This is a genomic window from Paraburkholderia phymatum, from assembly GCF_040965635.1.
Taxonomy (GTDB): domain Bacteria; phylum Pseudomonadota; class Gammaproteobacteria; order Burkholderiales; family Burkholderiaceae; genus Paraburkholderia; species Paraburkholderia phymatum_B.
Genome location: NZ_JBFRCH010000003.1, coordinates 480041 through 502330 on the forward strand (window position 1 = coordinate 480041; position 22290 = coordinate 502330).

Annotated in this window: 18 protein-coding genes; 5 read left to right on the forward strand and 13 right to left on the reverse strand. The window is 60.3% G+C overall.

Annotated elements, in window-relative coordinates:
• Nucleotides 1–8: 8 nt before the first annotated feature.
• On the reverse strand, nt 9–764 hold the full coding sequence (locus AB4Y32_RS08785) for a DeoR/GlpR family DNA-binding transcription regulator (RefSeq protein ID WP_368720937.1): 756 nt from the start codon (nt 762–764) through the stop codon (nt 9–11).
• A 176-nt stretch (nt 765–940) separates the two neighbouring features.
• On the opposite strand from AB4Y32_RS08785, the gene AB4Y32_RS08790 reads away from it, so the two are divergent.
• The 3 genes from AB4Y32_RS08790 to AB4Y32_RS08800 all read left to right on the forward strand — a co-directional run bounded on the left by AB4Y32_RS08790 (nt 941) and on the right by AB4Y32_RS08800 (nt 4575).
• Nucleotides 941–1528, forward strand: a complete 588-nt coding sequence (locus AB4Y32_RS08790; RefSeq protein WP_368720938.1) for an NUDIX domain-containing protein — start codon at nt 941–943, stop codon at nt 1526–1528.
• A 616-nt stretch (nt 1529–2144) separates the two neighbouring features.
• Nucleotides 2145–3143, forward strand: a complete 999-nt coding sequence (locus AB4Y32_RS08795; protein ID WP_368720939.1) for a helix-turn-helix domain-containing protein — start codon at nt 2145–2147, stop codon at nt 3141–3143.
• A 64-nt stretch (nt 3144–3207) separates the two neighbouring features.
• Nucleotides 3208–4575: an undecaprenyl-phosphate glucose phosphotransferase gene (locus tag AB4Y32_RS08800; protein ID WP_368720940.1), complete on the forward strand. Its 1368-nt coding sequence runs from the start codon at nt 3208–3210 to the stop codon at nt 4573–4575.
• Nucleotides 4576–4906: 331 nt separating this feature from the next.
• Here the strand turns inward: AB4Y32_RS08800 and AB4Y32_RS08810 are convergent, their stop codons facing one another.
• The 8 genes from AB4Y32_RS08810 to AB4Y32_RS08845 are packed head-to-tail and all read right to left on the reverse strand — an operon-like array spanning nt 4907 to nt 16126.
• Nucleotides 4907–6019: a polysaccharide pyruvyl transferase family protein gene (locus AB4Y32_RS08810; protein ID WP_368720941.1), complete on the reverse strand. Its 1113-nt coding sequence runs from the start codon at nt 6017–6019 to the stop codon at nt 4907–4909.
• Nucleotides 6016–7188 carry a glycosyltransferase gene (locus tag AB4Y32_RS08815; RefSeq protein WP_368720942.1) on the reverse strand — a complete coding sequence of 391 codons (1173 nt, stop codon included), beginning with the start codon at nt 7186–7188 and terminating at the stop codon, nt 6016–6018. Before AB4Y32_RS08815 ends, AB4Y32_RS08810 begins: the two co-directional genes overlap by 4 nt.
• A gap of 5 nt (nt 7189–7193) precedes the next feature.
• On the reverse strand, nt 7194–8234 hold the full coding sequence (locus AB4Y32_RS08820; protein WP_368720943.1) for an EpsG family protein: 1041 nt from the start codon (nt 8232–8234) through the stop codon (nt 7194–7196).
• Between the two features lie 33 nt (nt 8235–8267).
• Entirely contained in the window at nt 8268–10430 is a 2163-nt protein-coding gene (locus AB4Y32_RS08825; RefSeq protein WP_368720944.1) for a glycosyltransferase, read from the reverse strand.
• A gap of 3 nt (nt 10431–10433) precedes the next feature.
• Entirely contained in the window at nt 10434–12707 is a 2274-nt protein-coding gene (locus tag AB4Y32_RS08830) for a polysaccharide biosynthesis tyrosine autokinase (protein ID WP_368720945.1), read from the reverse strand.
• On the reverse strand, nt 12704–13231 hold the full coding sequence (locus AB4Y32_RS08835; RefSeq protein WP_368720946.1) for a low molecular weight protein-tyrosine-phosphatase: 528 nt from the start codon (nt 13229–13231) through the stop codon (nt 12704–12706). Before AB4Y32_RS08835 ends, AB4Y32_RS08830 begins: the two co-directional genes overlap by 4 nt.
• A 56-nt stretch (nt 13232–13287) precedes the next feature.
• Nucleotides 13288–14910, reverse strand: a complete 1623-nt coding sequence (locus AB4Y32_RS08840) for a glycosyl hydrolase family 28-related protein (protein ID WP_368720947.1) — start codon at nt 14908–14910, stop codon at nt 13288–13290.
• A 55-nt stretch (nt 14911–14965) separates the two neighbouring features.
• Nucleotides 14966–16126 carry a polysaccharide biosynthesis/export family protein gene (locus tag AB4Y32_RS08845; RefSeq protein WP_439899762.1) on the reverse strand — a complete coding sequence of 387 codons (1161 nt, stop codon included), beginning with the start codon at nt 16124–16126 and terminating at the stop codon, nt 14966–14968.
• Between the two features lie 434 nt (nt 16127–16560).
• On the opposite strand from AB4Y32_RS08845, the gene AB4Y32_RS08850 reads away from it, so the two are divergent.
• Nucleotides 16561–17664, forward strand: a complete 1104-nt coding sequence (locus AB4Y32_RS08850) for an OpgC domain-containing protein (RefSeq protein ID WP_368720948.1) — start codon at nt 16561–16563, stop codon at nt 17662–17664.
• An 88-nt stretch (nt 17665–17752) separates the two neighbouring features.
• Here AB4Y32_RS08850 and AB4Y32_RS08855 read toward each other — a convergent pair whose 3' ends face one another.
• Complete coding sequence (locus tag AB4Y32_RS08855; protein ID WP_368720949.1) at nt 17753–18838, reverse strand: AI-2E family transporter; 1086 nt, start codon at nt 18836–18838, stop codon at nt 17753–17755.
• A 433-nt stretch (nt 18839–19271) separates the two neighbouring features.
• On the opposite strand from AB4Y32_RS08855, the gene AB4Y32_RS08860 reads away from it, so the two are divergent.
• Nucleotides 19272–19586 (forward strand): DUF3331 domain-containing protein, encoded by a 315-nt coding sequence (locus tag AB4Y32_RS08860; protein WP_368720950.1) that lies wholly within the window; start codon nt 19272–19274, stop codon nt 19584–19586.
• A 98-nt stretch (nt 19587–19684) separates the two neighbouring features.
• Here AB4Y32_RS08860 and AB4Y32_RS08865 read toward each other — a convergent pair whose 3' ends face one another.
• From AB4Y32_RS08865 to AB4Y32_RS08875, 3 genes are all read right to left on the reverse strand, one after another.
• Nucleotides 19685–20686 (reverse strand): alpha/beta hydrolase, encoded by a 1002-nt coding sequence (locus tag AB4Y32_RS08865; protein ID WP_368720951.1) that lies wholly within the window; start codon nt 20684–20686, stop codon nt 19685–19687.
• A gap of 52 nt (nt 20687–20738) precedes the next feature.
• On the reverse strand, nt 20739–21230 hold the full coding sequence (locus tag AB4Y32_RS08870) for a thioesterase family protein (RefSeq protein WP_368720952.1): 492 nt from the start codon (nt 21228–21230) through the stop codon (nt 20739–20741).
• Between the two features lie 88 nt (nt 21231–21318).
• Nucleotides 21319–22284: an L-carnitine dehydrogenase gene (locus AB4Y32_RS08875; RefSeq protein WP_368720953.1), complete on the reverse strand. Its 966-nt coding sequence runs from the start codon at nt 22282–22284 to the stop codon at nt 21319–21321.
• Nucleotides 22285–22290 lie beyond the last annotated feature (6 nt).

Genomic DNA, 22290 nt, shown 5'->3' on the forward strand with positions numbered 1-22290 from the left:
GAACCGCTTCATGCACGCACGATCGTCACACCGAGCGCATCGAAGGGCGCGGTCGCTTCGCGAGGCGTGCCCTTCTCGACGACGATCGTACTGGCCGCGTCGATGTCCGCGATCTTGTAGGCGGACGCGGCATTCAGCTTCTCCGACGATGCCAGCACGACCGTCTCCGCTGCGTGCGCCGCAAGCGCGCGCTTGATGTACGCCTCTTCCAGGTCGCCCGTGCTGAGCCCTGCCTCGGGATGAACGCCCGTCACGCCCATGAAGTAGAGGTCGGCGCGAATGTGACTGAGCGCTTCGATGGCGGCGGCGCCCACCGTCACCATTGAATGACGGAAGAGCCGCCCGCCGATCAGCACGACTTCGAGCGCTTCGTGTTCCGCCAGTTCGACGGCGATGCTCGGACTGTGCGTGACGATCGTCGCGCGCAGATCGATCGCGAGGTGGCGGACCAACTGGATCGCAGTCGTGCCGCCGTCGACGATCGCAATCTGCCCTGGCGCGATCATCTGCGCGGCAGCCCGTCCGATCTCCGCCTTCGCCACCGAGCCGATCGACCGGCGCTTCGCCAGATCCGCCACGGCCGGCGACGACGGCAACGCGCCACCATGGACGCGCTGCAGCCTGCCTTCGGCCGCTAGCTCGCGCAGATCGCGCCGCACCGTGTCTTCCGATACGCCAAACGATTCGCTCAGCGGTTTTGCCAATACCTGGCCGTCGCGCTTGAGCGCATCGAGGATCAGTTTCTTGCGTTGAGAGGTGAGCATCGGTTTGCCTGATTAATCGGGGCACAGCCGCTAATCGCGGCCTGTTGGCGATTGCACGATTTTTCTTGATTTTGCACGAATCTGCACGATACCATGATTCGACCTCGCGGCCTATCCGGGCCGCGTCCCAACGGAATCGCCGCCCGCAATCCGGGCCTTCGAGACAAGGAGTGCGCATGAACGAGACCGCTGAACGCGTGCGTATCGTCAACGTGCAAGTGCTATCCGACGACTGGTACGTGCTGAAGAAAACCACCTTCGACTATCGGCGCGCTGACGGTAGCTGGCAGCGGCAGAGTCGTGAGACCTATGACCGCGGCAACGGCGCGACGCTCCTTCTCTACGATCCGCGGCGCCGGACTGTCGTGCTGACGCGCCAGTTCCGCATGCCCGCCTTCGTCAACGGCCATGACGGGATGTTGATCGAGACGCCCGGCGGGTTGCTCGAGGAAGCGTCGCCGGAAGAAAGGATTCGCGCTGAGGTCGAAGAGGAAACGGGTTATCGCGTGCAATCGGTGCGGAAAATCTTCGAGGCGTTCATGAGTCCGGGCTCTGTCACGGAGAAGGTGTTTTTCTTCGTCGCCGAATATGACGCGCTCGCGCGCGTGGGCCGAGGCGGCGGGGTCGTCGACGAGGGCGAAGACATCGAAGTGCTCGAATTGCCCCTCGACGATGCGCTAATGATGGTTGCGCAAGGCGAGATCATGGATGGCAAGACCATCATGCTGCTGCAGCATGCGGCTTTGCATCTGTCCCGGGAGTAAACTTGCGCGCTCGCAATCGCGGCGCCATAAAAAAGCCTGCCGCGCTTCGAATGAAGCGCGGCAGGCAATGCGTTGCGCCCTATTTGGCCACGGGACACAAGACGAATCCGATCATAGACGACGCATTTAATCCCGGTACGCGGGCACCATCATCGACGTACAAGGGGCGTGCGTTCAGCGCCGCTGTCCCCACCAGGTTCTGATTGCGGTATCCGTAGCGCACAGCGCAATGATCTGCGTCTTCATTCGACGACTTTCGCTATTGATGGATATGTTGGTTGGCACGCGTTCTGATCTTTTTCTAGAGATACCATCTATTTGGCTTAACGTCGTTAGACTTGCACGCACATCTGCATCTGGACGCATGGTCGTCAATTCATAATACCGAATTAGTCTGTCGTCGTCGAAATTAATCTCCCAATTGGTAAGCACGCTACAGGTCACATCTGCAAGCCGAATCAGAATTGTCTGATTGGATATGTGGAACCATCTCAGTATCCTCAGCGCCTCTAGTGGCGCGTGCTTAAACCAACGCAGAGCTGCGAACTGGCCCATTCGTCATCAACGCTCAACTCGCTTCGCGCCAAGGCTTACCGACACCGGCAGAGAGGCATCGATGCAAACCACTTACCACGACGTTCCGCGTAAGCTCGACCGCACTTTTCCAAACCGCGCCGCAAGTCTTAATGCCCGGGTAATCGGGATCGTCGTCTTCGACGGATTTTCGATTTTGCCGACTGCTGAGGTCGTTGATGTATTCGACAAGGCGAATCAGGTTCTGGCCGTTGGACACGGCGACGCTCCTTGCTATCGAACCGTCTTTGTTTCGACCCATGGTGGTTGTGTGTCGAGCTCGGCGCGAGTCGATGTATTGACACAGACTGCTGACCAGCTTCGATCTCCGCGGGCGATTTTCGTCGCGAGTGGGGAAAAATATACCGGTTTCGAATGGGACGTGCCATTTAGCAAATGGTTTCGCGCAAAGACCTCTTATGCGGAAGAAATCTTCGCCATTGTTAATGGCGAAGACGCGCTATTTGCCCGTGGTATGTCTTCGCAAAATCTTTCGCAGCACATGGAGACATCTGTTGCCGGCCACTTGCGGCTCGTCCGCACGACGGGCAACAGCCTGCCTGACCGGGCCGCACGATCTGCCGTGAGGCATGCGCTAGAACTGATACGACAGGACTTTGGCGTATCCGTTTTGCGCCGTGTACTCGATCTTCTTCCCGATACCGGATGGCCACATTCTGAGGCTATTGCCGGCGTCAGCGCAAAGTCAATCAAGGAGAAGATACACGAAAGCGCGCAATGGATTACGCGCAATTGCAGCAAGGCGATTTCGATTACGGTGGCGGCACAAACAGCGGGAATGAGTGGCCGCTCGTACTTACGACACTTTCGGGCCGAAATGGGTATAAGGCCGTCTGAGCATTTGCGCCGCTCACGCGTTGAACTGGCCACGGCGTTGCTGGAGTCGAGCGATTTGCCAGTTGACAAAATCGCGCGGCGGTGCGGATTGACCAGTGGAGAATGTCTTGCGCGGTTGTTTCGGCAGGTTTTGAATATTTCACCGACGGAGTATCGGAGCCGTTTTCAGTCCGGCCGCGCGTAGTCATTCGACAGCTTTCCGACCGGCGCCGCGCTGCGGAATCTGAACGCTCTCTGGCGAACATCTCATGCTTACACCTGTTACAAAGGCCGGCGATTCGCTATTCATCGCAGGAACCGCTTATGTGTCGCACGCGGCCGTATTTGGTAGATCATCGCTTGCGGATACCGATCTGCTCCTGGCGGTGCTTGGCTTCACCCTACCTTTCATAACGTTCCGCGCGACACACGTTTACCGTTCGCATCGAGGCGACTCTGCGTTACGAAGTGCCGCCCGCGTTATTGCAGCATGGCTGACCGCACAGACGTTGCTCGTGCTGCTGTCGCGCGTCGCTGATGGCACCCCATTGCGCAATCAGTGGCTGCTCTGCTGGACAGGACTCGCAGCCGTTGGACTCGTGCTCGAGCGGTATGTGCTATACGCTTTGTCTTCATCGTTGCGCTCGCGTGGTTTGAGGGCTATTCCTATTGCGATAGTTGCGCCAAATGCGGCCAATCGTGAGATTCTGAGTCGGATCGCTCCACAGACGCATAGCGCGTTCGTCCCTGTGCTCATTTTCGACCCGTCGTCGTCGTGCGATGGAGTGCTGGGCCACGTCCCTGTTGTTCATCAAATGCAGTCGTTCAAGCGACTCGTCGTCGAAGCAAAGCTAAAGGAAATCTGGATCATCGATTCACCGTTCCGGCCTGTTTCCGTCGAGCATTTATTAGAAGCATTCCAGCACGAATTCATTAACCTGCGCATCCTTCCTGTTTTGGACGAGGATGGATCACTCGAACCCTCAGTCGGCGACTATCGCGGCATCCGCCTGCTCAACCTGGTCGCAGCGCCAGAACGCGGCTGGAAAGTCGTGCCCAAAGAGCTATTCGACCGATCGTTCGCGTTAGTGGCGGTGCTGATTCTTTTGCCGTTGTTCGCAGTGGTCGCAATTACGATCCGATGCTCATCGCCAGGCCCCGTATTCTTCCGTCAGTACCGCAAAGGCATCAACGGCCGTGTCTTCTCTATCTATAAGTTCCGAACGATGTATCAAAGGGTCGACAAACCTGACGCTATCGTACAGGCGCGCAAAAATGACGCACGCGTGACGACGATTGGACGCTTCCTTCGTCGTACTAGCCTTGATGAGTTACCTCAGTTCTTCAATGTACTGAAGGGCGACATGTCAGTCGTTGGCCCTCGTCCACATGCAGTGGAACACGACGAATACTATAAGGATCTCGTCCAGCACTATATGTTTCGCTACCGAATCAAGCCGGGCATAACAGGGCTAGCTCAAGTGAGCGGATATCGTGGCGAGACCGCGCAAGTGGAAAAGATGGTGGGACGCGTAAAGCTTGACATCTACTATGTTCAGCACTGGACGCTCTCGCTGGATATAAAGATCATCTGCTTGACGATTCTGAAAGGCTTTGTAAGCGGAAACGCCTATTAGAGGGCGTCAGAACTTCGCAGTACTTCGACCACGTAAACGGATATGAGCATTTCGAAGACTACAAAACTAAACCCCGGCAAGGGTTTTGGGAGACCGCTCACAGTCGCGCAAAAGGCGGCGGAAGCGATCGAGCCAACGAAAACTGCGCTTTACTACCCACACCTGTTCATTTCCCGATGTCACATGCACCGTCGCCAACTGCCTCTTAGGCGTCCACCCAAAACCTGAAGCCGCTCGAAGCGCCTCAGTAACTATCGAGTCAGTGATATCAGACCCTCACGGAAGAAGTCTAGCGCTTCCTAAGCCGCTCGCCACACGAGGGAATGCACGCCTACGAATCCCGCGCGACCGCGCGCTCAAGAAATTCCTTGAATTTCGCATAATGATTCGTGCCGCCGTGGCGGACCGGCGGCGCCGCATTCGCCTGCATCAGTTTCCGCACCACCTCTACGCAGACCGGCGATGCAGGATGTTTGTCACGCGGACCCGGCAGATCATTGTCGTCCAGGAAGTCCGCGCATTTGGACTGGTAACAGAACAGCAACGCCGGAACCCCATACACATGGCTTGTAATTGCGCCGTGCAGCTTTGATGTTACAACGCACTTCGCCGATGCCAATGCGTCGATAATCTCTTCGATCGATGCTGAATAGTTCAGCGCTTCAACATGGACGTAACGTGGCTCGAACTTGTGCGCGAGTTCCTGCGCAACATGGCTACTCTTTGCATCGAGAGAAACGAATTGCACTCGTTCGACCGAGTTTTCTGCGTCAACGTTCGCAAGAATGTCCAGCACCTGCTCCACGTACTCGTATGAATGAATCGATATGACGAGCGTCCGTATACGCCCATCAATGCGTTTCGCTGAATATATAGCCGGCAAAGCAAAAGCGAGATCGCCGAGGTTAGCCGGTTCAGTAATCGACGGGATCGACGTCACCGTTCGCACAGATGCGCGGTCGCGTACTGCAATGGTGATCATGTCCGCAACTATCGACAGATTCGCACTGCGCCGACGCTCAGTGACGAACGGCCCAACAGAAACGCCCAGTGCATGGACAGGCTTACGCAGCACTCGCGCGATTGAGCTGATAAACCGTGCAAACATGATCGACGCTTGTGCGCCGAACAGCGAACCGCCGCCAAACACTACCACGTCCGTCTGCATCAACGCGGCGCAATAGGTGACCATACGGGCAACCGTTCCGCGCAACCCTGACTGGTAGACCCACCGCTTCACCACCGGAACGGTCCATGTTTGCGTCAACTCACGCTTAGCGGACGCGCAGACAAGGCGCGCTTCCACGCCCGGAATGTCGTTGCAAAGATGCTGCAGTACGTAGCCGAACAGGTCGTCACCAAAGTTGTGACGACCGTAGAATCCGAAGAATGCAATCCTGATCGTGCTTGTCCGCTTCTTGCGAAAACATGGCAGGAACTTCACCGATCATATCCTTCCATGTGTGCTGTGGTCCGTCTTGGGCGCGCCCGTCCGCGGCGATGGTAAGCCGCGGTGTTCGACAACGCGTCATAAATCTTGGCAAACCCGTCAAGGAAACGCTCGGAGCTAAATCGGGCCAACGCCTGTTCGCGCGCTGCAGCCCCCATCTTGGCACGTAACGACGCATCGTCGAGAAGCCGTCGAGTATAGGCAAACAGTTCACTGTCGTTATTGGCGAGAAAGCCGGTCACGCCATGGACAATCACATCGCGATTGCCGACGATTCGGCTAGCGACGGCGGGTAGCCCGGCTGCCTGCGCTTCAATCAGTGCTATGGGCATACCTTCCCATAGCGATGGCAAGACGAATACATCGCACGCGCTCAACCGACGACGCAAACTATCCGCGTCAATCCAGCCAGACAATTCGACGTGCCGTAGGTCAATCCACGCTTCGACCGACTGCGCCTCGCCACCACCCAACCAGATGAAGCGCACCTTACGGCGGTTACTCAGGGATGCAGCAAGCGCCGAAAATCGCCACGGCGCCTTCTGATACGTCACACGCGCGGACGTGCAGATCGTCGGTGTTGCGTTATCGCGGTGTGTAGCGTTCGTGCCAAAACCGCGGAGGTCGATGGCGTTTTCAACTACCACCACTCGCCGTGGCGAGAACAGCATCGCCGCGTAGCGCGCCTCACTACGGGAACAGCCGACGAGCACGCCACCCAACTTGTGCAACCACCGTTCAATCGATATCAGCGCACGGGCTTTGCCCGATGAAATATCGCGACGCAAAAATGCAAACCCGTGAGGCGAATACACTACCCGATCCGAAATGCGCAACAGTCGCGACGCGATGCGACCGAGCGCACCAGCCTTCGACGAATGCAGATGAACGATGTCCGCCTGCTCGATCATGAGTTGGACCACCAGCCGCACGAGCGCGGCAAAGTCGTGGACGCCGATACCGGTGTGCATCGAAATCACACGCCGCTTGATACGTGCATCCAACAATGCATCGAGTCTGTCCGACGATGGTGTGTCCGGTCTGATGGAATGTACGATGACTATGTCGTCTCCGGCTCGCGCCTGCAGATTCGCAAGTAATACGACGCAGTGCAGCACCCCGCCACCAAGCGCCTCGGTGACGTGAACAATTTTCTTTTTCATGAGACTTATTGGAATTCTTCTAATGCGGGAATCGCCCGATAGGGCAAAAATGGCGACGCCCCTCGCCCTTCTTCGTCGAGCATGTTGTGGAAGCGCCCGGCCATCGCGACAAGACCAATCACGAACACACAGGCGGCAAGGCGCGGCGACATCCGACCGTCGCGCGGCGCATACTGGCGCATTAGCACAACGTTCATCAGATACATAAGCAGCAACTGAAACCGGATGCCCGCATACGTCACCTGTGTCAGCACGTAGCAAGCGATGGCGAGCGCACCGAACAGCGATAACCCGGAGATGGGCACGCGGAACTGACCTCTGAAATGGAAGATGACAAACAGCATTGATGCCTGCAAAGTCAGGAACATCAGACCCGATGACTCATTGGGCGCTGCCATGCCCGCGTATAGATCCGTCTTATCACTCAAATACTCGGGCATCAGTAAGGAGACGGCCAGCGCAACCACCGCGAGCGGAAACAGGATCAACATATGTCCGCGCTTCGTAGCGGGAATGAACAGAATGAACAACAGCACCGACGAAAAGTGCGTGCCCGTTCCGAGCAGAGCGAGCGAGAGATAGCGCACAGGCTTTTTTTCAAACGGAATCGCTGTTGCCAGCAGGAAGATCGATGAGGCGAGTCCGAATCGCATGAGATTCATCGTCAGTTCGTAGAACATCGCCGGCACCATCAAAAGACCGCCGAACCATGCACCGTATCGATTGCGACCAATGCCCCACAACATCAGAACGCCGGCCATAAATGAAATGCTATTGACGACGAAGCGCGGATCTGGATCTATCCACCAAAGCGCCATGGAAAGTAAATTGAACACCGGTTCGCCGCCATACCCATCTCCCTTTTCGAGGCCCATGAACGCGGTGTAATAGGCAGCCGTATCAGTTCCGGTATGCCCTCGTAAGCACACGAGCAGAAGCATCGGAAAGGCGAAAAAAAACAGCACACCACAGTCAGTCCCGCCGTATGTGATGCACAAACCTATACCAGTGTAGAAAATCAGGATTGCTAAAATATAGTAGCTCATGCAATCTTACGCGTAAGTTCTGAAGCGGCGCTATCAGGCGAAGCGTCTGGACAGCGTGCAACGTCTCAAATACTTAGCGAAGCTCAGTGCCGAGAAAGTCACCCATTCTAGAAAGCTGACGGCGCCTGCACGCCAGAAATGCAAATAGTTGTGTTGCTCGCCCTTCTGAATTTTCCACAGTTGCGCACTCAAACCGCTACTCGCGCCGAACTGACGTTTGAATACGTATGAAAGTGATGAGGGAAACAGGAATGCCGTGCCCATTTCCACCAACACCAGTTCAAGCAGCATGAAATAATCTTCTGCATGACGCTTCCTTTCATCGAAGCGTGCCGCAATATCACCGCGAACCATCACGCTCGACGGTGTGAAGCGATTCGAAAACAGTACCTGGAAACGGGACATCTGACGCGGCTGAGCAGGCGTGACCATCCTCGTCATCGACATCGCGTGGTTGCTATCAGAAAGTTGTTCAACGGGATGGCCACTGATCGCAGCATCAGGGTGACACTTCATCCATCCATACTGGATCGAGATCTTTTGCGGATGCCACGCGTCGTCGGAATCGAGGAACGCGATATATGGCTGCGTCGCCACCCCCCATGCAGCATTGCGCGCTACCCCGGGGCCAGCATTTTCTGAATGGCGTATGACACGGACCCATTCGAGGCCATAGGCATTCTGAATGCTACGCAGAACTATCGCTGTCTCTTCGTTGCTGCAATCGTCGACCAGAATCACTTCGGCGGGACGACAGGTCTGAGACGCTACGGAAGCGACGGCGCGCTCGATAGTAGTCGCGCAGTTGTAGCAAGGCACGATCACTGTGACAGGCACGCACTCCGTGGATGCCCTCTCATGCGCTGCAAACTGTGAATCGCGCCCAACGCAGGTATCAAAAGCGATTTGCGTCGAAGCTCTCCGCGGGAGAAAACGTTTCGCAGCAGCAAGCGAGAGCACTGCCCACAGTACCTCCCCCGCAACGGTGGCAAACACGGCCCCCTTCAGACCGAATCGCGGGATAAGAAGCACAAACGCGGCAACTCCGCAAATCAAGACCGCCGCTGAACAGCCATTCCGCACGCCAATCAGATGCGAAGTCGTCATCGCCGAGGACGAGCTTGTCGCGACAAAACGCAACGGAATACAGACAACCATGGGGACAATCAGATCGACCGCATCCTGATATCGCTGGCCAAACACTAACGGAATTGCGGAGGGCGCAAGCGCTGCTACAGCGACACCGATTGCGGTGCCTGCAACCAGCATCCAACCATTGCCCTTACGCCACGCAGTTTCCAGTCTTTCCGGCGCGTCAGTGACCCAGCGATGGAAGCGCGGCAAGAGCAGCCGCTGGAACACGACGGTCGGTATCAGATACGTGGCGCTGAGCAGCGTGACAGCGACACTGTATGCCGCCGCCTCATGCGCCGTTAGCAGGTGTGCGACCACGAACAGACCGCTTTGCGCATAGGCAAAATAGAGGACACTTGCAACGCCGAACGGCATGGCGCCGGCGCACAACTGGAGCACGCCAGGCCGCTCCGTTGAACAAGGGGCGATTGCATGATCCCGTGCGTCGTCGTGACCTTCGAGGCGTATCCTGCCGGTTCGCATCGACGATAACGTCCCGCACGCGCCGACGGCGAGAGCGAGGCCAATAGCGCCAAAGGCGAGCGCGACAGTTTGCGCGCGCCAGCGGAGCCACTGCGCATACAGAATGACGACAAGGCGGAGTACATGTTGAGCGAACTGCCATATCGTCAGCAACCCGTGGCGTCCTTCAAGCTGATACTTTGCGCTGGTGAGCTCAATGGCGGCCTGGCTGAGCACGACCGGAAGCATGCAAAGAACGAAGCTTTTCGTCTGCACGTCCCGTGACGCAAACAGCGCCCAAACGGCAGCCACGCCAAGACAAACGAGTCCACTGATTGAAATGAACCGGGTCGACGCCGGCATCCATCGCTTCGCCCGCTGACCTTCTGAACCGTACAACTTCAACCAGTAAACCGGAAGCCCGAATCCGACTGCCGGGGCGATCATCGACAGGGCCGCGAGCGCGGCCGCGAAATGACCGTATACTTCCGTGGACATCGCCCGTGCGAGTGCAGCTTGCACCACGAACGCGACCGCAGCAGATCCGCCCGCGCCCAGCAGCAACTGCGTCAATGACCAGACATCCCGGCGTGATGTCATGCTTCAGTCTCCCTGTTGTTGGGCCACCGCGCGCACGACGTCAGTGCCGGAATCAGCCGAATATCGATACGCACCGTACTTCGCGCCATAACGGAAACGACCGGCACGCGGATCGATGCCGTTCAGAATCACGCCCGTGATATCGACCCCGACGCGCTGCAGCCGACGGACTGTTTCCTTGAGTTCGCCCAGATGAGTTGCGCCGGCACGTACGACCGCAAATACGTTGCCCGCAGCGTATGGTGCGAGCATCGCGGCGTCGGACACTGGCAGGACGGGCGCTGTATCTATCACGACGACGTCATAGCGCGCCGCCACGGCTTTGATGACGACCGCAACGGCGGCATTGGCCAGCAGGTCCGACGCGTTCGACGGTCGCTGCCCAGCAGGAAGAAAATGCAGATTGGTTCGGCCCGTCTGGCGGATCGCGCCGTCAAGCGTGATTCGATCAGCCAACACGTCCGCAAAGCCATCCAGCCGACCATCGCCGTATATGGCAGCAAGCCCCGAGCGACGCATGTCACCGTCGATCAGCAGGACGCGCTTGCCCGACGCAGCCATCACCTCGGCAAAATTCGACGACACAAACGATTTCCCAACACCTTGCGTGGGGCCGGTGAACATTACGACGTTGTTTTGCGCGCCGAGAATTGAAAATCGCACTGCGGTTCGCAGACTGCGAAGATTTTCGATAGCGGGATCGTCTGAGGCCACAATCGCATGCGGATGACAACGCGACGTATTCCTGCGGGAACACATTCGCGCAATTGAGGCAGACAGGCCGCAGCCTGCAGCACGTGGCACCGATGCGAAAACGCGCAGACCTGTCGCACTCTCGACTTCATTGGCATCGGACACGCCGCGGAAAAGCAGATCGCGCACCCACGCAGCGAACACTGCGGCAAATCCGGCTAGAAAAATCGCGATGCACACTTCGATTGCGCGGCGCAAATGCATCGGCCGATCGGGCGCGAGAGCCTTATCGATGAGGCGGACGTCGCCTATCCGACCCGCATGGATCAACTTCATCTGCTCGATATTGTTTAGCAGGCTGACGTACAGATCATTGGCCACCTTGACGTCGCGCTCGCTGCTGATCAAGCGACGCTGATCGGCAGGGAGCCTTGCAATGCTTTGCACGAGTCTTTGCGACTCCGCACGCAACACGGCGATCTGATCGTCGATTGCGATCACCGCGTCATGTCCCGGCAAAAAGCGGCTCGCGAGTTCGGCACGCTTTTGAAGCAGTCCGGTAAGCTGCACTTCGTTTTGCGCCGACTGCTGCAGCAAGCTTGCCGCCTCGCCGTCTGTGCTGACCGACTTCAACTGGACGCGCAGGGTCGAGAGCGCTGCTTCCGCCGCGTCGAGACTGTGCCTCAACTCCGGCTCCCGGCCTTCGAGGAAGGCCAGGGAACGCGCAGCCTCCTCGGTCTTTCGCGCGATGTTCTGGTCGAGATAAAAAGTCGCAATGTCGTCGAGCGTGGCAACGAGCCGCTGAGGATCGTTGCCACGCAGCGACACACGCAACACGTTGGAATCCTTGCCCGCTTCCTTGACCGACAGGTCTCGCTGGAGCTGCTCGATCGCTGTCTGGCGAGGGTAACGAACCAGTCTGAAGCGGGCGCCGGGTTTCGCATTGAACGAGCGGACTTGCAGCACGAGGGGGCCATTATCTGTGCGAACGCGCAGTTGCTCTCCGCATCTCCCCGCAACATCTCCGATGAGCCCGGGACCTGCAAGCCGGAACGCTCCGCCCCGGGCGACGGTCAGGTCGTAACGTTCTTCTTCATAGTTACTGGGGACGTCGAACCGGTCGATGTCGATTTGCTCAGCACCCCACGTATAGCCACCAATCCCGAGCCACCCTGGATCCTGCACACCGCCGTTACCACGCGCGATAGCTGCTCCGATGACAGGGAAGCGACGCGGCTGCGCGTCGATGAAGAGCCGCTCGCGGTCGACCGCCGCCGCAACGACGAGTCGGGAGGCGATAACTTGCTGTTCGGATTCGGCCGAAGCCTTCACGTCGAACATGGAAGACAGACCGCCCAGCACTGAGCGCGCCGCGTCAGCCGCACCGCTCTCTTCGACCTGGACAATGATGTCTGCCTCGTAGACAGGGGCTGACAATAGCACCCAGGCGGTACCAATGGCGGCGGCGACGACGAAGATCGCCAGCATCATCCATCGGTAGAGGATCAAGACGTCTAGCCATGCCGCCAGGTCAAATCCGCTTTCGTGTGGCGCGTTGTTCGAGTCCCGGGTCAATTCGCTCATCGCTGTGCCCCCGTTTCCGATGTTGCTGCGGCGCGGCCAATCGCATTCGGTAGGCACTCGATCCATCGGTCGCTCACAAACGGTTGCATCGGCGACTCACTCCCTATCCTTCGTGCCCACTGTTCGATCGCCGGGCTGATTACATCGAAGCACGCGTTGAAGTGCGCGTTACTCCGCCCGTAAGGATCTGCGACGTCCCGGCCGTCGCTGAGCAGGAAGACCTTGCCGCGGGTATGCGCAAACACATCATGGAGCGCGTGCCGTTGTGCGCCGCTCATGACGAGAATCAGATCTGCTTCATCACACATCGATCGCGTCACCTGCACCGCACGATGCGCGGAAACGTCGATGCCGCTTGACGCAAGCAAGGCGATGACCTCGCTGACGGCCGGCTCCCCGACAGCTGCGGCCAGTCCGGCGGAACGCACTACCGCGCCGGGCAAACGCTGGCCAAGCAACGCGGCTGCCATCGGACTTCGGCACAGGTTGCCTCTGCACAAAATAAGAACACGAGAAATGGTCATAGATTGATCCGATGGACTGGCACGGCCGCCTTGAGGCTCGAGGGAACAGCGAGCGGTCATGTCGTCCGCCATGCTGCGAGACGTAGCACCTGCAGTTCGCCCGACCAGTCGGAGAAACTGGCATGCAATAGCGCGTACGACGCGCCGGGCGGCACCGTCGCACGCAACAGGAGCAGCGCGTCGCGCGTGCCTTGGCTTGACTTGAGTTCGAGCCGCTGTGCGTCGCTGGTCAAGAATTCGAGTTGGATCGTCACTCGCGGTGGCTTGCCATTTGCGGCAACAACGCAAGAAGCGACAATCGTCGCGCCAACCTCCACAGAGAAAGGCGAACGGCTAGTCAGCGCAAAGTCCGCGCTGCCCGCTAACGGCGCCATGATGACGAGCGCCTGCGAGGCGCCCGTGCGATGCGTCGAAGCTTGCCCAACGCTCCGCACGAGTGCTTTCCAATGCGCAAGCGTGCCGACGGAAGTGCCAGGCGCGTCAGCCGCGAAGTGCGCGTCAGCGTTCAGGCAAAGCTGACGGGCGGGCAAAGCGTCGACGCCTGGAAAGCTCAGCGCGCCAAGGCTCTCAATGACGACCTCGTCGCCGATCAGCGGGTCGTGCAACTTGTCCGGTGAATGTTCGAAACGAAGTTCAACGGCGATCGCGCTGAAGCGCACCCGTCCAGATACGAGCCGCCGGGGCGAATTCTCAATTGTCTTGTGCTTCCACGGGCGCGGCAACACAATCGAGTGATTGAGCGCCACACGCAGACGCTTGCCGCTTTCGACCGCATTGACAAGCTGCCCATCAATACCTTCGATATGGCAATGGCTCAACGCCACCGTTCCGTAGCTAGCTTGCGGGCCAAAGTGAAGGACGTCGCCGTGGAAATCGAACGAGCAGGCGTCGAAGACGAAGTCCTGGCTATCCGCATCGATCGACACGGCACGCGGGGAACCAGCGAACGTACAGTCGAGAAAAGCCATCCGCTCGCCGCTGTCAACCGCTGCGCTGGCGCGGCCGCGCACATATATTGCCGCGTCGCGGTTCTGTTCGAAGCGGCACGAGCGCCATGCAACAAGGTACGTGTGGACCGGATCGATGCATAGCGCGCCGCGCCATCCGGTGACGACGACATAGCAACCGCCTGTATCTCGTACCGCGCCCGGTGCATGGGGATTTTTATCGCCGATGACGATGCCCCAACCGTTCGAGCGCTCACTGCCTGGCCCGAGGATCGACACGGTGCCGCCCGTCCCGTCCAGAAATGGTGAGCGATTGCCGGCGAAACAGAGCATGCCCCCCGGAATCGACGTCTCGTTCCGGCAGATAATACCGTCGCGATCGACGGGCAACTGCGTGAAGTCCATCAGCACAGAGCCGGCGCTTCGCAGCTTGATCCACGGCGCGGTGTAGATCGTGTCAGTGAGCCGGTAGTGGCCGGCGGGAAGAACAATGCCAGGCAAATATGATGTGTCGCCGAGCGTGTCAGCGCGCCCGCGAATGTGATCGATCGCGCGCTGCAAGGCCATCGTGTCGTCAGCCTTGCCGTCGCCCTTTGCTCCGAAATCCCGTACGGTGACCAAAAGGTCGGACGGCGTCGCCACTGGCGCCGACGCGCTGCGCGCCGCAGTTGAGAGACCCGCCAGGCAAGCGCCCGTTGCGGACATAGTGAGGAGTCTGCGGCGATCCATCATGCGCGTTCCTCAGCAATCGCAAAGCGCTTCGCGCCACCGCGACGGGCCAGTCCCATCACTTGGCCACCACCGCAGCTGTCAAGCCGGCGTTGATCGCGGGCAGCAGCAGACTGAGGATGCGGCTCGTGCGCACCAGACCATTCGCGTCGACGTACACCACGTCCTTCGGCAACAGGTCGAATTCTCTCGCGAGCAGCATCGATACGGGGGACGTGCTGTCCAGATGGAATACCTGGGGCGCACCGCTGAAAGAACCGCGAATGACATACATCTGCGCCGCGTCCGCACTGCCCGGGTTCAGGCTGCCTGCCTGCAGCAACGCGTCCGCGAGCGTGAGACGACCACTCGTTCGCGGAATCGCACTGAGCGGTTTGTTCACCTCGCCCATCACGTACACTGCATTCTCTTCACGCGACTCTACCCGCAGCAGATCACCGCCCCTGAGGATGATCCGCGCCGGGCTTTGTCCGCTTTCGAACATCTGCGTCAGATTGAGCTGATACGACTTGCCCTCGCGAACCAGGACGATGTGGCTTTGGTCGGCGGCATCGTTGAACCCACCCGCGCGGCTAATAACCTCATACAGAGTCATCGGCACGTCGTTGACGGGAACGGCGCCTGGACTGCGCACCTGTCCATCGACATAGACCTGACGCGAACGGAACGATGCGACTCTTAAGGTTACCTGAGGCTTGCGCAGGTAACGCGACAGCGAAAGCGTGAGCTGCTGTTGCGCTGCCTCGGGCGGTAACCCGGCTACGTGCAAGGTACCTGCATACGGGAACGTCAGATTGCCCTTTTCATCAACGACGAAGCCGGGCGCCGGGTCGGCCGGCCGGACGGCGGCCTGCTGCTGTGGACCCTGTGCCGCAGCCAATTCGGGGTGGTCCCAAACGACGATGTTGAGCACATCGCCTGCACCAATGGTGTAACCCCGAGGCGGCCCTTCGAGCACAACGGCCTGCGCAGACTCCTGACGCTTCGCCGCGTTGCGCATATCCGTGAGGACGCCACCGTCCAGTTCAATAACATGGAGATCCGCCGTCGGTTGCGGTTTGATCGACGTGTCGTGCGTGAACGACGATTCCATTCGCATACCCGGCGCGAGCGCACAGGCGGACAGCGCGCCACAGGCTACAAGCATCACTAACGGTTGGTAAGGCACGCGGCGAGCACGCATCTGACCAAACGCGGATAGAAGATCAAGACTGCGCATGGGATGACTTCACCACGAATGCTGTTGAGCATGGAGGCAGGTCAATCGATACCTTGTCATTCGGTTGGCCGGCACACCTCGAAGACCGGCAAGCGTAAGGGCGCGCGGCTTACCTGTCCTGCCAATACCCGAACCGTTTTCGCCAACCACCCATCTTCCTGCGCAGACACCCGCCCATCTCGGTCAATCACCTTTCAAACGAAAATGCAATCGGGAGGAACTCTGAGCGATAATAGCGGTCCGATTTCGCTTGCGCGGACACCTGTCAGAATTACCCGAGCAAACGCATCGGATAGCCGCGTCGCGCCGTAGGCCCTTGGTCGCGCGACGACGTACGAGGCTTGCCACTCGCCCCCACCCGTTTCCCGCCTCACCGAAACTGCGCTGCGTGCCGCCCGCGCACCGTTTCGCGGAGGCGCTTTGCCATCACACGCATGCAGACATCAAGAAACCGTCTGATCGAGCTGGACTTCTTCCGAGGACTGGTTCTTCTGTTTATCGTCGTCGACCATATCGGCGGCAGCATCCTGTCGCGCGCCACGCTGCATGCGTACGCGCTGTGCGACGCTGCGGAAGTCTTCGTCTTTCTCGGCGGGTTCGCGACGGCGACGGCCTACGCGTCGCTGGCGAAGCGCCACACGGAAGCCGACGCGCGCAATCGTTTCTTCCGGCGCTCGGTCGAGCTGTATAGGGCATTTCTGATCACGGCTGTCCTGATGCTCGTCGTGAGCGCGGTGATGAGCGCGTTCAGCATCGACGCGCCCAACATGGCCACGACCGATCTCGACGACATGATGGATACGCCCACGGCCGTGCTGCGCGACATCCTGCTGTTCCGCCGTCAGCCTTATCTGGCGTCCGTTCTGCCGATGTACGCGTTCTTCGCGTTCGCCGTGCCCGTCGTCTTGCCGCTCGCGCGCAGCAAGCCCTGGCTGCTGCTCGCGGGCAGCCTCGCCGTGTGGTCGATTGCGCCGTGGATGCTGCCGCATTTGCCCGTCGCCGAAGACGCGCAATGGGACTTCAACCCGTTCGCGTGGCAGTTGATGTTCGTGTTGGGTGTGATCGTGCAGACGCAGCCCGTCTATCAGCGCGCAAGCGCGCACCGCTATGGCTGGATAGCGACGGCGCTCGCGTGCGCCGTGGTCGGAACGGTCGCCTGGTACAAGCTGTTCGTCGAAACGGTGCCGCTCGATGGCAGCCTCAAGCAGAATCTGTCGTGGCTGCGCGCCGTGAACTTCCTCGCGATCGCGTGGCTCGCCGCGAACATGGTGCGCGTCGGCTGGGCAAAGGCGATCGCGCAGCGCCTGCCGTGGATTGGGCTCGTGGGCCGCAAAGGCCTGCTGTGCTTCATTGCGGGCACGGTGATCTCGCTGGTCGTCGACTCGCTCCTGTACACCGCCACGGGCGGCTATCTGAACGTCCCGCTCGGACTCGTCGCGGATACCGTCGCGATCGGTTCGCTGTTCGCGGTCGCCAGAGTGTCCGCGCCGATCGCTCGCGTGCTGACCTTGCGTCTACGCGGCTCGGGCCCAGCTTGATCACGCCGATCAGGCAATCACACAAGTCACCGGCTGAAGCGGCATCGCGAAAGCACTCGCCGTAAAAGCGCAGAACGGGATCAGTGGATCAGCGTTCGATCCACTCGGTCCACAGCACCATCAGCACTGTCATCAGCGCGGGGCCGACGAACAGACCCAGCAGGCCGAAGGTTTCCGCACCGCCGAGAATCCCGAACAGCACCAGCAGAAACGGCAGCCGGGTCGAATTGCCGATCAGCATGGGGCGCACGAAATGCTCGGCGACGAACACGACGATAAAGCCGAACACGGCAAGCGCAATCGCAGGGACGATCGCTCCCTGGACGATAAAGAGCCACAGCGCCGCGCCGCAGAACACGACAGGCGCGCAAAACGGCAGCATCGCGGCGATCGCCGTGACGAATCCGAGCAGCGCTGCGTGCGGCACGCCCGTCAACATGTATGCGACGAACAGCAGCGCGCCCTCGCCTATGCCGACCACGACGAGCCCCGACACCGTCCCGCGCACGGCCGCCGCCATCCGCTCGACGAGATGCAGGCCTTCGTGGCCGAACGCGCGCTGGACGCCCTTCATCAGCGACCCGGACAGCCTCGGGCCTGCCTGAAAGATCACGAACAGCGTGACGAGCATGAAGCCGAACAGCATCAGCGCATGCGCGGCTCGCGCACCGAAATGCCGGCCGAACGTCACGACGGCATCGCCGTGCAGCCCCTTCATTGCGGGCGAGTCGCGCAGCGGCTGCGCGAGATTCGCCTCCCACCACGCGCCGATCTGCGCCGCACCGAACGGCAGATGCTGGACGAAATCCGGCACGGGAATGCCGTTCTCGTGCACGGTGCGCAACCACTCGATCACGTCGTGCGCTTCGTTGGCGGCCTGAGCAATGCCGATCCCGACGGGCAACAGAAACAGCAGTCCGATCGCGATGGTCAGCACGGTCGCGATCAGCGTCGTGCGTCCCTTGAAGAAGTCGTGTTGTTCGACTCGATGAAATGCCGGCCACAGCGCAATCGCGATCACGCAAGCCCACGCGATCGCAGGCACGAAGTCGCGTATCACCCAGATTGCCAGCACCACCATCACGGCATACAGCGTGGCCGAGGCCACGCGCTGCATCTTGCGGCGATCGGGCGTGTCGGCCCCGGATGGGACATCTGGCGGACGTTGATTCATGTGACCTCGTAGAATGAGCGGACTGCGTGGGCTGCCCGCATGAGCGGCCCGCCCGCTCAAAGATAGCGCGAATAGATGAAAGACCCGGATGAAAGACCCGGATGACGGACCATCGGCAGCGAGCACGCGGGATACCTGCCTCGAACCCGGCTCCGGCGCGCCGCTCGCCTGTCAAGGCGCACATCATAAGGGATGCCGTGCGCGCCCATCCACGCCGTCCAGCGATCCCGACCTTTTCCGCCGCTGATACAACAGTTCGTTGCAGATTTGCATGTAATGGCGATAGACGCCCGCAAAGCGGCCTGTTACCGTCCGCGTACATACCCGCTATCTCATTATTGCGGAATCGGGAACAGTGTTTCTACGTCGGCACAATGGCTCTCACGCGTGCGGGGGACTAAATTCGGCAAACACCACAACTACGGAGCCGACCATGACGACCTTGGAGTGTTTACCGTTGATGGGCACCAACGGGTTGCGCATCGAGATACTCGAGCACTCTGACACAACGCTAATCATTCGCTGGATCGAACCGGGCCGCTGTCATTATGGCGAGCAGCGCTGGCGCCGTCGCTCGGCGCACTCGTCCGGCACCTGCGCCGTATCGCGCCGCAAGATCCGCCGCGGCGACGCCGTCTTCAAGCCGGCCGAGCGCCCGGCTCCCGCCAATGCATCCGCGATGATCGCGGCCGAAGTGCTCGAACACGCGCTCGCGGCGGAAGAACTCGAACACGCGCTCGCCGCATAACCGACGTTTCAGGCAACAATCGAACGCAAAGATTCCCGGGCAGAATGAGCGGCATCGTACGCAAAAGGATCGCGTGCGACAGGCCGTTGTTGCAGTCGCTAGCCCGCTGCGTGGTCGGCGAGGAAGCGGCACACCTCACCGTGCATCCATCGAACGCCGGGACTCGTCGCCAGCGCGCGCCACGAGCCGTGCACAAGGCCCTTGCCGACAGGGGCATGCGCTTGCCCGCCCGCCGCGCGGATGCGTTCGGCGAACACGCGCGCATCGTCGCGCAACGGATCGTGCTCGACGCCGATCGCAAGCGTCGGCGGCAATCCATCATAGCGTGATGCTTCGAGCGGAATCGTCCACGCTATACGCGCCGAAGCGCTTGCGCGCATGCCGCCGATGCCGCTATCTGCCCTATCCGCTTCGTTGCCCGCTTCATCGCCCCAGTACAGCGCGCTGTAGCGCCGCACGTCGGCGAGCGTGAGCATCGGCGCATCGGCTTCCGTCTCGCGCGCGGGCGATTGCGGTTCGACACCGAGCATCGGATAAACCAGCGCGAGACCGCGAACGCCCTTCACGCCTTCGTCGCGCAACCGCATCGCGACACTCGCCGCGAGCGTCGCGCCCGCGCTGTCGCCCGCGAGTTGCAGCGACGTCGGCAGCGGACCGAACGGCAAGCGCCCAACGAGCGCGGCGCGCGTGACGGCAAGGCAATCGTCGTGAGCGGCAGGCGCGGGATGTTCGGGCGCAAGCCGGTAATCGACGGCGATCACGCACAAGCCTGTATCCGCCGCGACGCGCGCCGTGATCAATTCGTGGCTCGCGAGCGAGCCGACCACGAATCCCCCACCGTGAAAATAGAGCACCGTGCCCGGCGATCGCTCGCACCGCTCGCGTTGGGCGGGCGCGTAGAGGCGCAGCATGAACGTGTGCCCATCGGGTGACGTGAACGGCGCATCGTGCACGCCCACGCCTTCAGGCAATGGCGGCGTGAAGGCAGCGGCGAGACGTTCATACATCGCGCGCTGCTCGACGACCGTCGATGCCGAACGATCGCTCGGATAAAGCGCTTTCGTCCGTTCGACGAATGCCACGATTTCAGGTTCGAGCATGACGTGCGCTCCCTTTGTGCGTTGCCCGATTATGCCTGTGAATGCCGACGCATCACTTGCGGGTCTGCGCGGGCAAACCGATCACACGGCCAGCGTATTGCGCAGGGGGCAACGCGGCTTGCGCATCGACGAGCGCACGCACGTGCGCCTCGACATCGCTATCGAACACGGCGGAACGCGGCCCGCTCGTATCGACGTGCAGCAGCATCTGCTCGCCCGCCGCGACGGGTTCGCCGCCGTCGTCCGCGAACATTTCGAGGTACAGGTGCATGCGCTTTGCGTCGTGTGCGAGCACGCGCATCTCGACTCGCACTTGCGCGCCTTCCTTGATTTCGTGCAGATAGCTGATGTGCGCTTCGAGCGTATAGATCGAGCGACCGCGCGCCTTGCGCACGGTGTCGTCGAGGCCGATCTGATCGATCAGCGCATCGGTGGCGAAGCTGAAGATCAGCATATAGAACGCGTCGCGCAGATGGCCGTTGTAGTCGACCCACTCGGCGCGCACGACGTCTTGATACGCAGGCAGTTCCGCGTGTCGCGGCATGGCGATTGTCTCCGTCGCGTTGAACGATGTTCGTGCGCGCGGGGCGTCTCGCACCGATGCCCCGCGCGTGCAGCCATATTACGCGACGTTATTCGTCGGGATGCAAGCCGTGCCGCGCTTTCGCGTCGGCAATCGCGGACAGCACGTTCGTGATGCAGTCGTCGCGATAGCGTTCGAGCTGCTTGATCGAGCGCGGACCCAGCTGCTCCGCCGTGCCGTCGACGACGCGATCGATCAGCCCATCCGTCAGCTTCGGCGCGACGAGCTTGGTCCACGGCAATTCGAGTGCGGGCCCGAATTGCTGCATGAAATGGCGCATGCCCGCGTCGCCGCCTGCGAGCGTGTATGTGAGGAAGGTCCCCATGAACGACCAGCGAATGCCCGCGCCAAAGCGGATCGCATCGTCGATTTCGCCCGTCGTCGCGACGCCTTCGTTGACGAGATGCAGCGCCTCCCGCCATAGCGCTTCGAGCAAACGGTCGGCGATAAAGCCGGGCACTTCCTTGCGCACATGCAGCGGCCGCATGCCGAGCGAACGATAGATGCTCGACGCAGCATCGATGGTCGAAGGCGCCGTGCACTCGCCGCCCACCACTTCGACGAGCGGCAACAGATACACAGGATTGAACGGATGCCCGACGACGCAGCGCTCGGGATGCAATGTGCGTGCATAGAAGTCGGTCGGCAACAGCCCTGACGTCGACGACGCGATGATCGCATCGGGTTTCGCCGCGCGGCTGATCTGCTCGTGCAGCGCGAGCTTCAATTCTTCGCGCTCGGGCGCGCTCTCCTGAATGAAGTCGGCATCCGCGACGCACGCCTCGACCGTGTTCACGAAACGCAGGCGATCCTGCGAAGCGCCCTCCGCGAGCCCGACGCGTTCGAGCGCGGGCCATGCGTTCGCGACGTTGTCGCGCAACTGTTTCTCCGCGCCCGGTGCCGGGTCCCACGCAACTACGTCGAGCCCGTGCGCGAGCGCGCGCGCGACCCAGCCGCTGCCGATCACGCCGGCGCCGATTGCTGCAAATGTCTTGATGTTGGTGATGACTGCCATTGCCGA

Coding starts and splice junctions, on each gene's coding strand:
- AB4Y32_RS08830 (WP_368720945.1), bottom strand. CDS start 12,707: ATGAGCGAATTGACCCGGGACTCGAACAACGCGCCACACGAAAGCGGA.
- AB4Y32_RS08870 (WP_368720952.1), bottom strand. CDS start 21,230: ATGCCGCGACACGCGGAACTGCCTGCGTATCAAGACGTCGTGCGCGCC.
- AB4Y32_RS08785 (WP_368720937.1), bottom strand. CDS start 764: ATGCTCACCTCTCAACGCAAGAAACTGATCCTCGATGCGCTCAAGCGC.
- AB4Y32_RS08825 (WP_368720944.1), bottom strand. CDS start 10,430: ATGACATCACGCCGGGATGTCTGGTCATTGACGCAGTTGCTGCTGGGC.
- AB4Y32_RS08835 (WP_368720946.1), bottom strand. CDS start 13,231: ATGACCATTTCTCGTGTTCTTATTTTGTGCAGAGGCAACCTGTGCCGA.
- AB4Y32_RS08790 (WP_368720938.1), top strand. CDS start 941: ATGAACGAGACCGCTGAACGCGTGCGTATCGTCAACGTGCAAGTGCTA.
- AB4Y32_RS08815 (WP_368720942.1), bottom strand. CDS start 7,188: ATGAAAAAGAAAATTGTTCACGTCACCGAGGCGCTTGGTGGCGGGGTG.
- AB4Y32_RS08865 (WP_368720951.1), bottom strand. CDS start 20,686: ATGCTCGAACCTGAAATCGTGGCATTCGTCGAACGGACGAAAGCGCTT.
- AB4Y32_RS08855 (WP_368720949.1), bottom strand. CDS start 18,838: ATGAATCAACGTCCGCCAGATGTCCCATCCGGGGCCGACACGCCCGAT.
- AB4Y32_RS08795 (WP_368720939.1), top strand. CDS start 2,145: ATGCAAACCACTTACCACGACGTTCCGCGTAAGCTCGACCGCACTTTT.
- AB4Y32_RS08860 (WP_368720950.1), top strand. CDS start 19,272: ATGACGACCTTGGAGTGTTTACCGTTGATGGGCACCAACGGGTTGCGC.
- AB4Y32_RS08850 (WP_368720948.1), top strand. CDS start 16,561: ATGCAGACATCAAGAAACCGTCTGATCGAGCTGGACTTCTTCCGAGGA.
- AB4Y32_RS08845 (WP_439899762.1), bottom strand. CDS start 16,126: ATGCGCAGTCTTGATCTTCTATCCGCGTTTGGTCAGATGCGTGCTCGC.
- AB4Y32_RS08800 (WP_368720940.1), top strand. CDS start 3,208: ATGCTTACACCTGTTACAAAGGCCGGCGATTCGCTATTCATCGCAGGA.
- AB4Y32_RS08820 (WP_368720943.1), bottom strand. CDS start 8,234: ATGAGCTACTATATTTTAGCAATCCTGATTTTCTACACTGGTATAGGT.
- AB4Y32_RS08875 (WP_368720953.1), bottom strand. CDS start 22,284: ATGGCAGTCATCACCAACATCAAGACATTTGCAGCAATCGGCGCCGGC.
- AB4Y32_RS08840 (WP_368720947.1), bottom strand. CDS start 14,910: ATGATGGATCGCCGCAGACTCCTCACTATGTCCGCAACGGGCGCTTGC.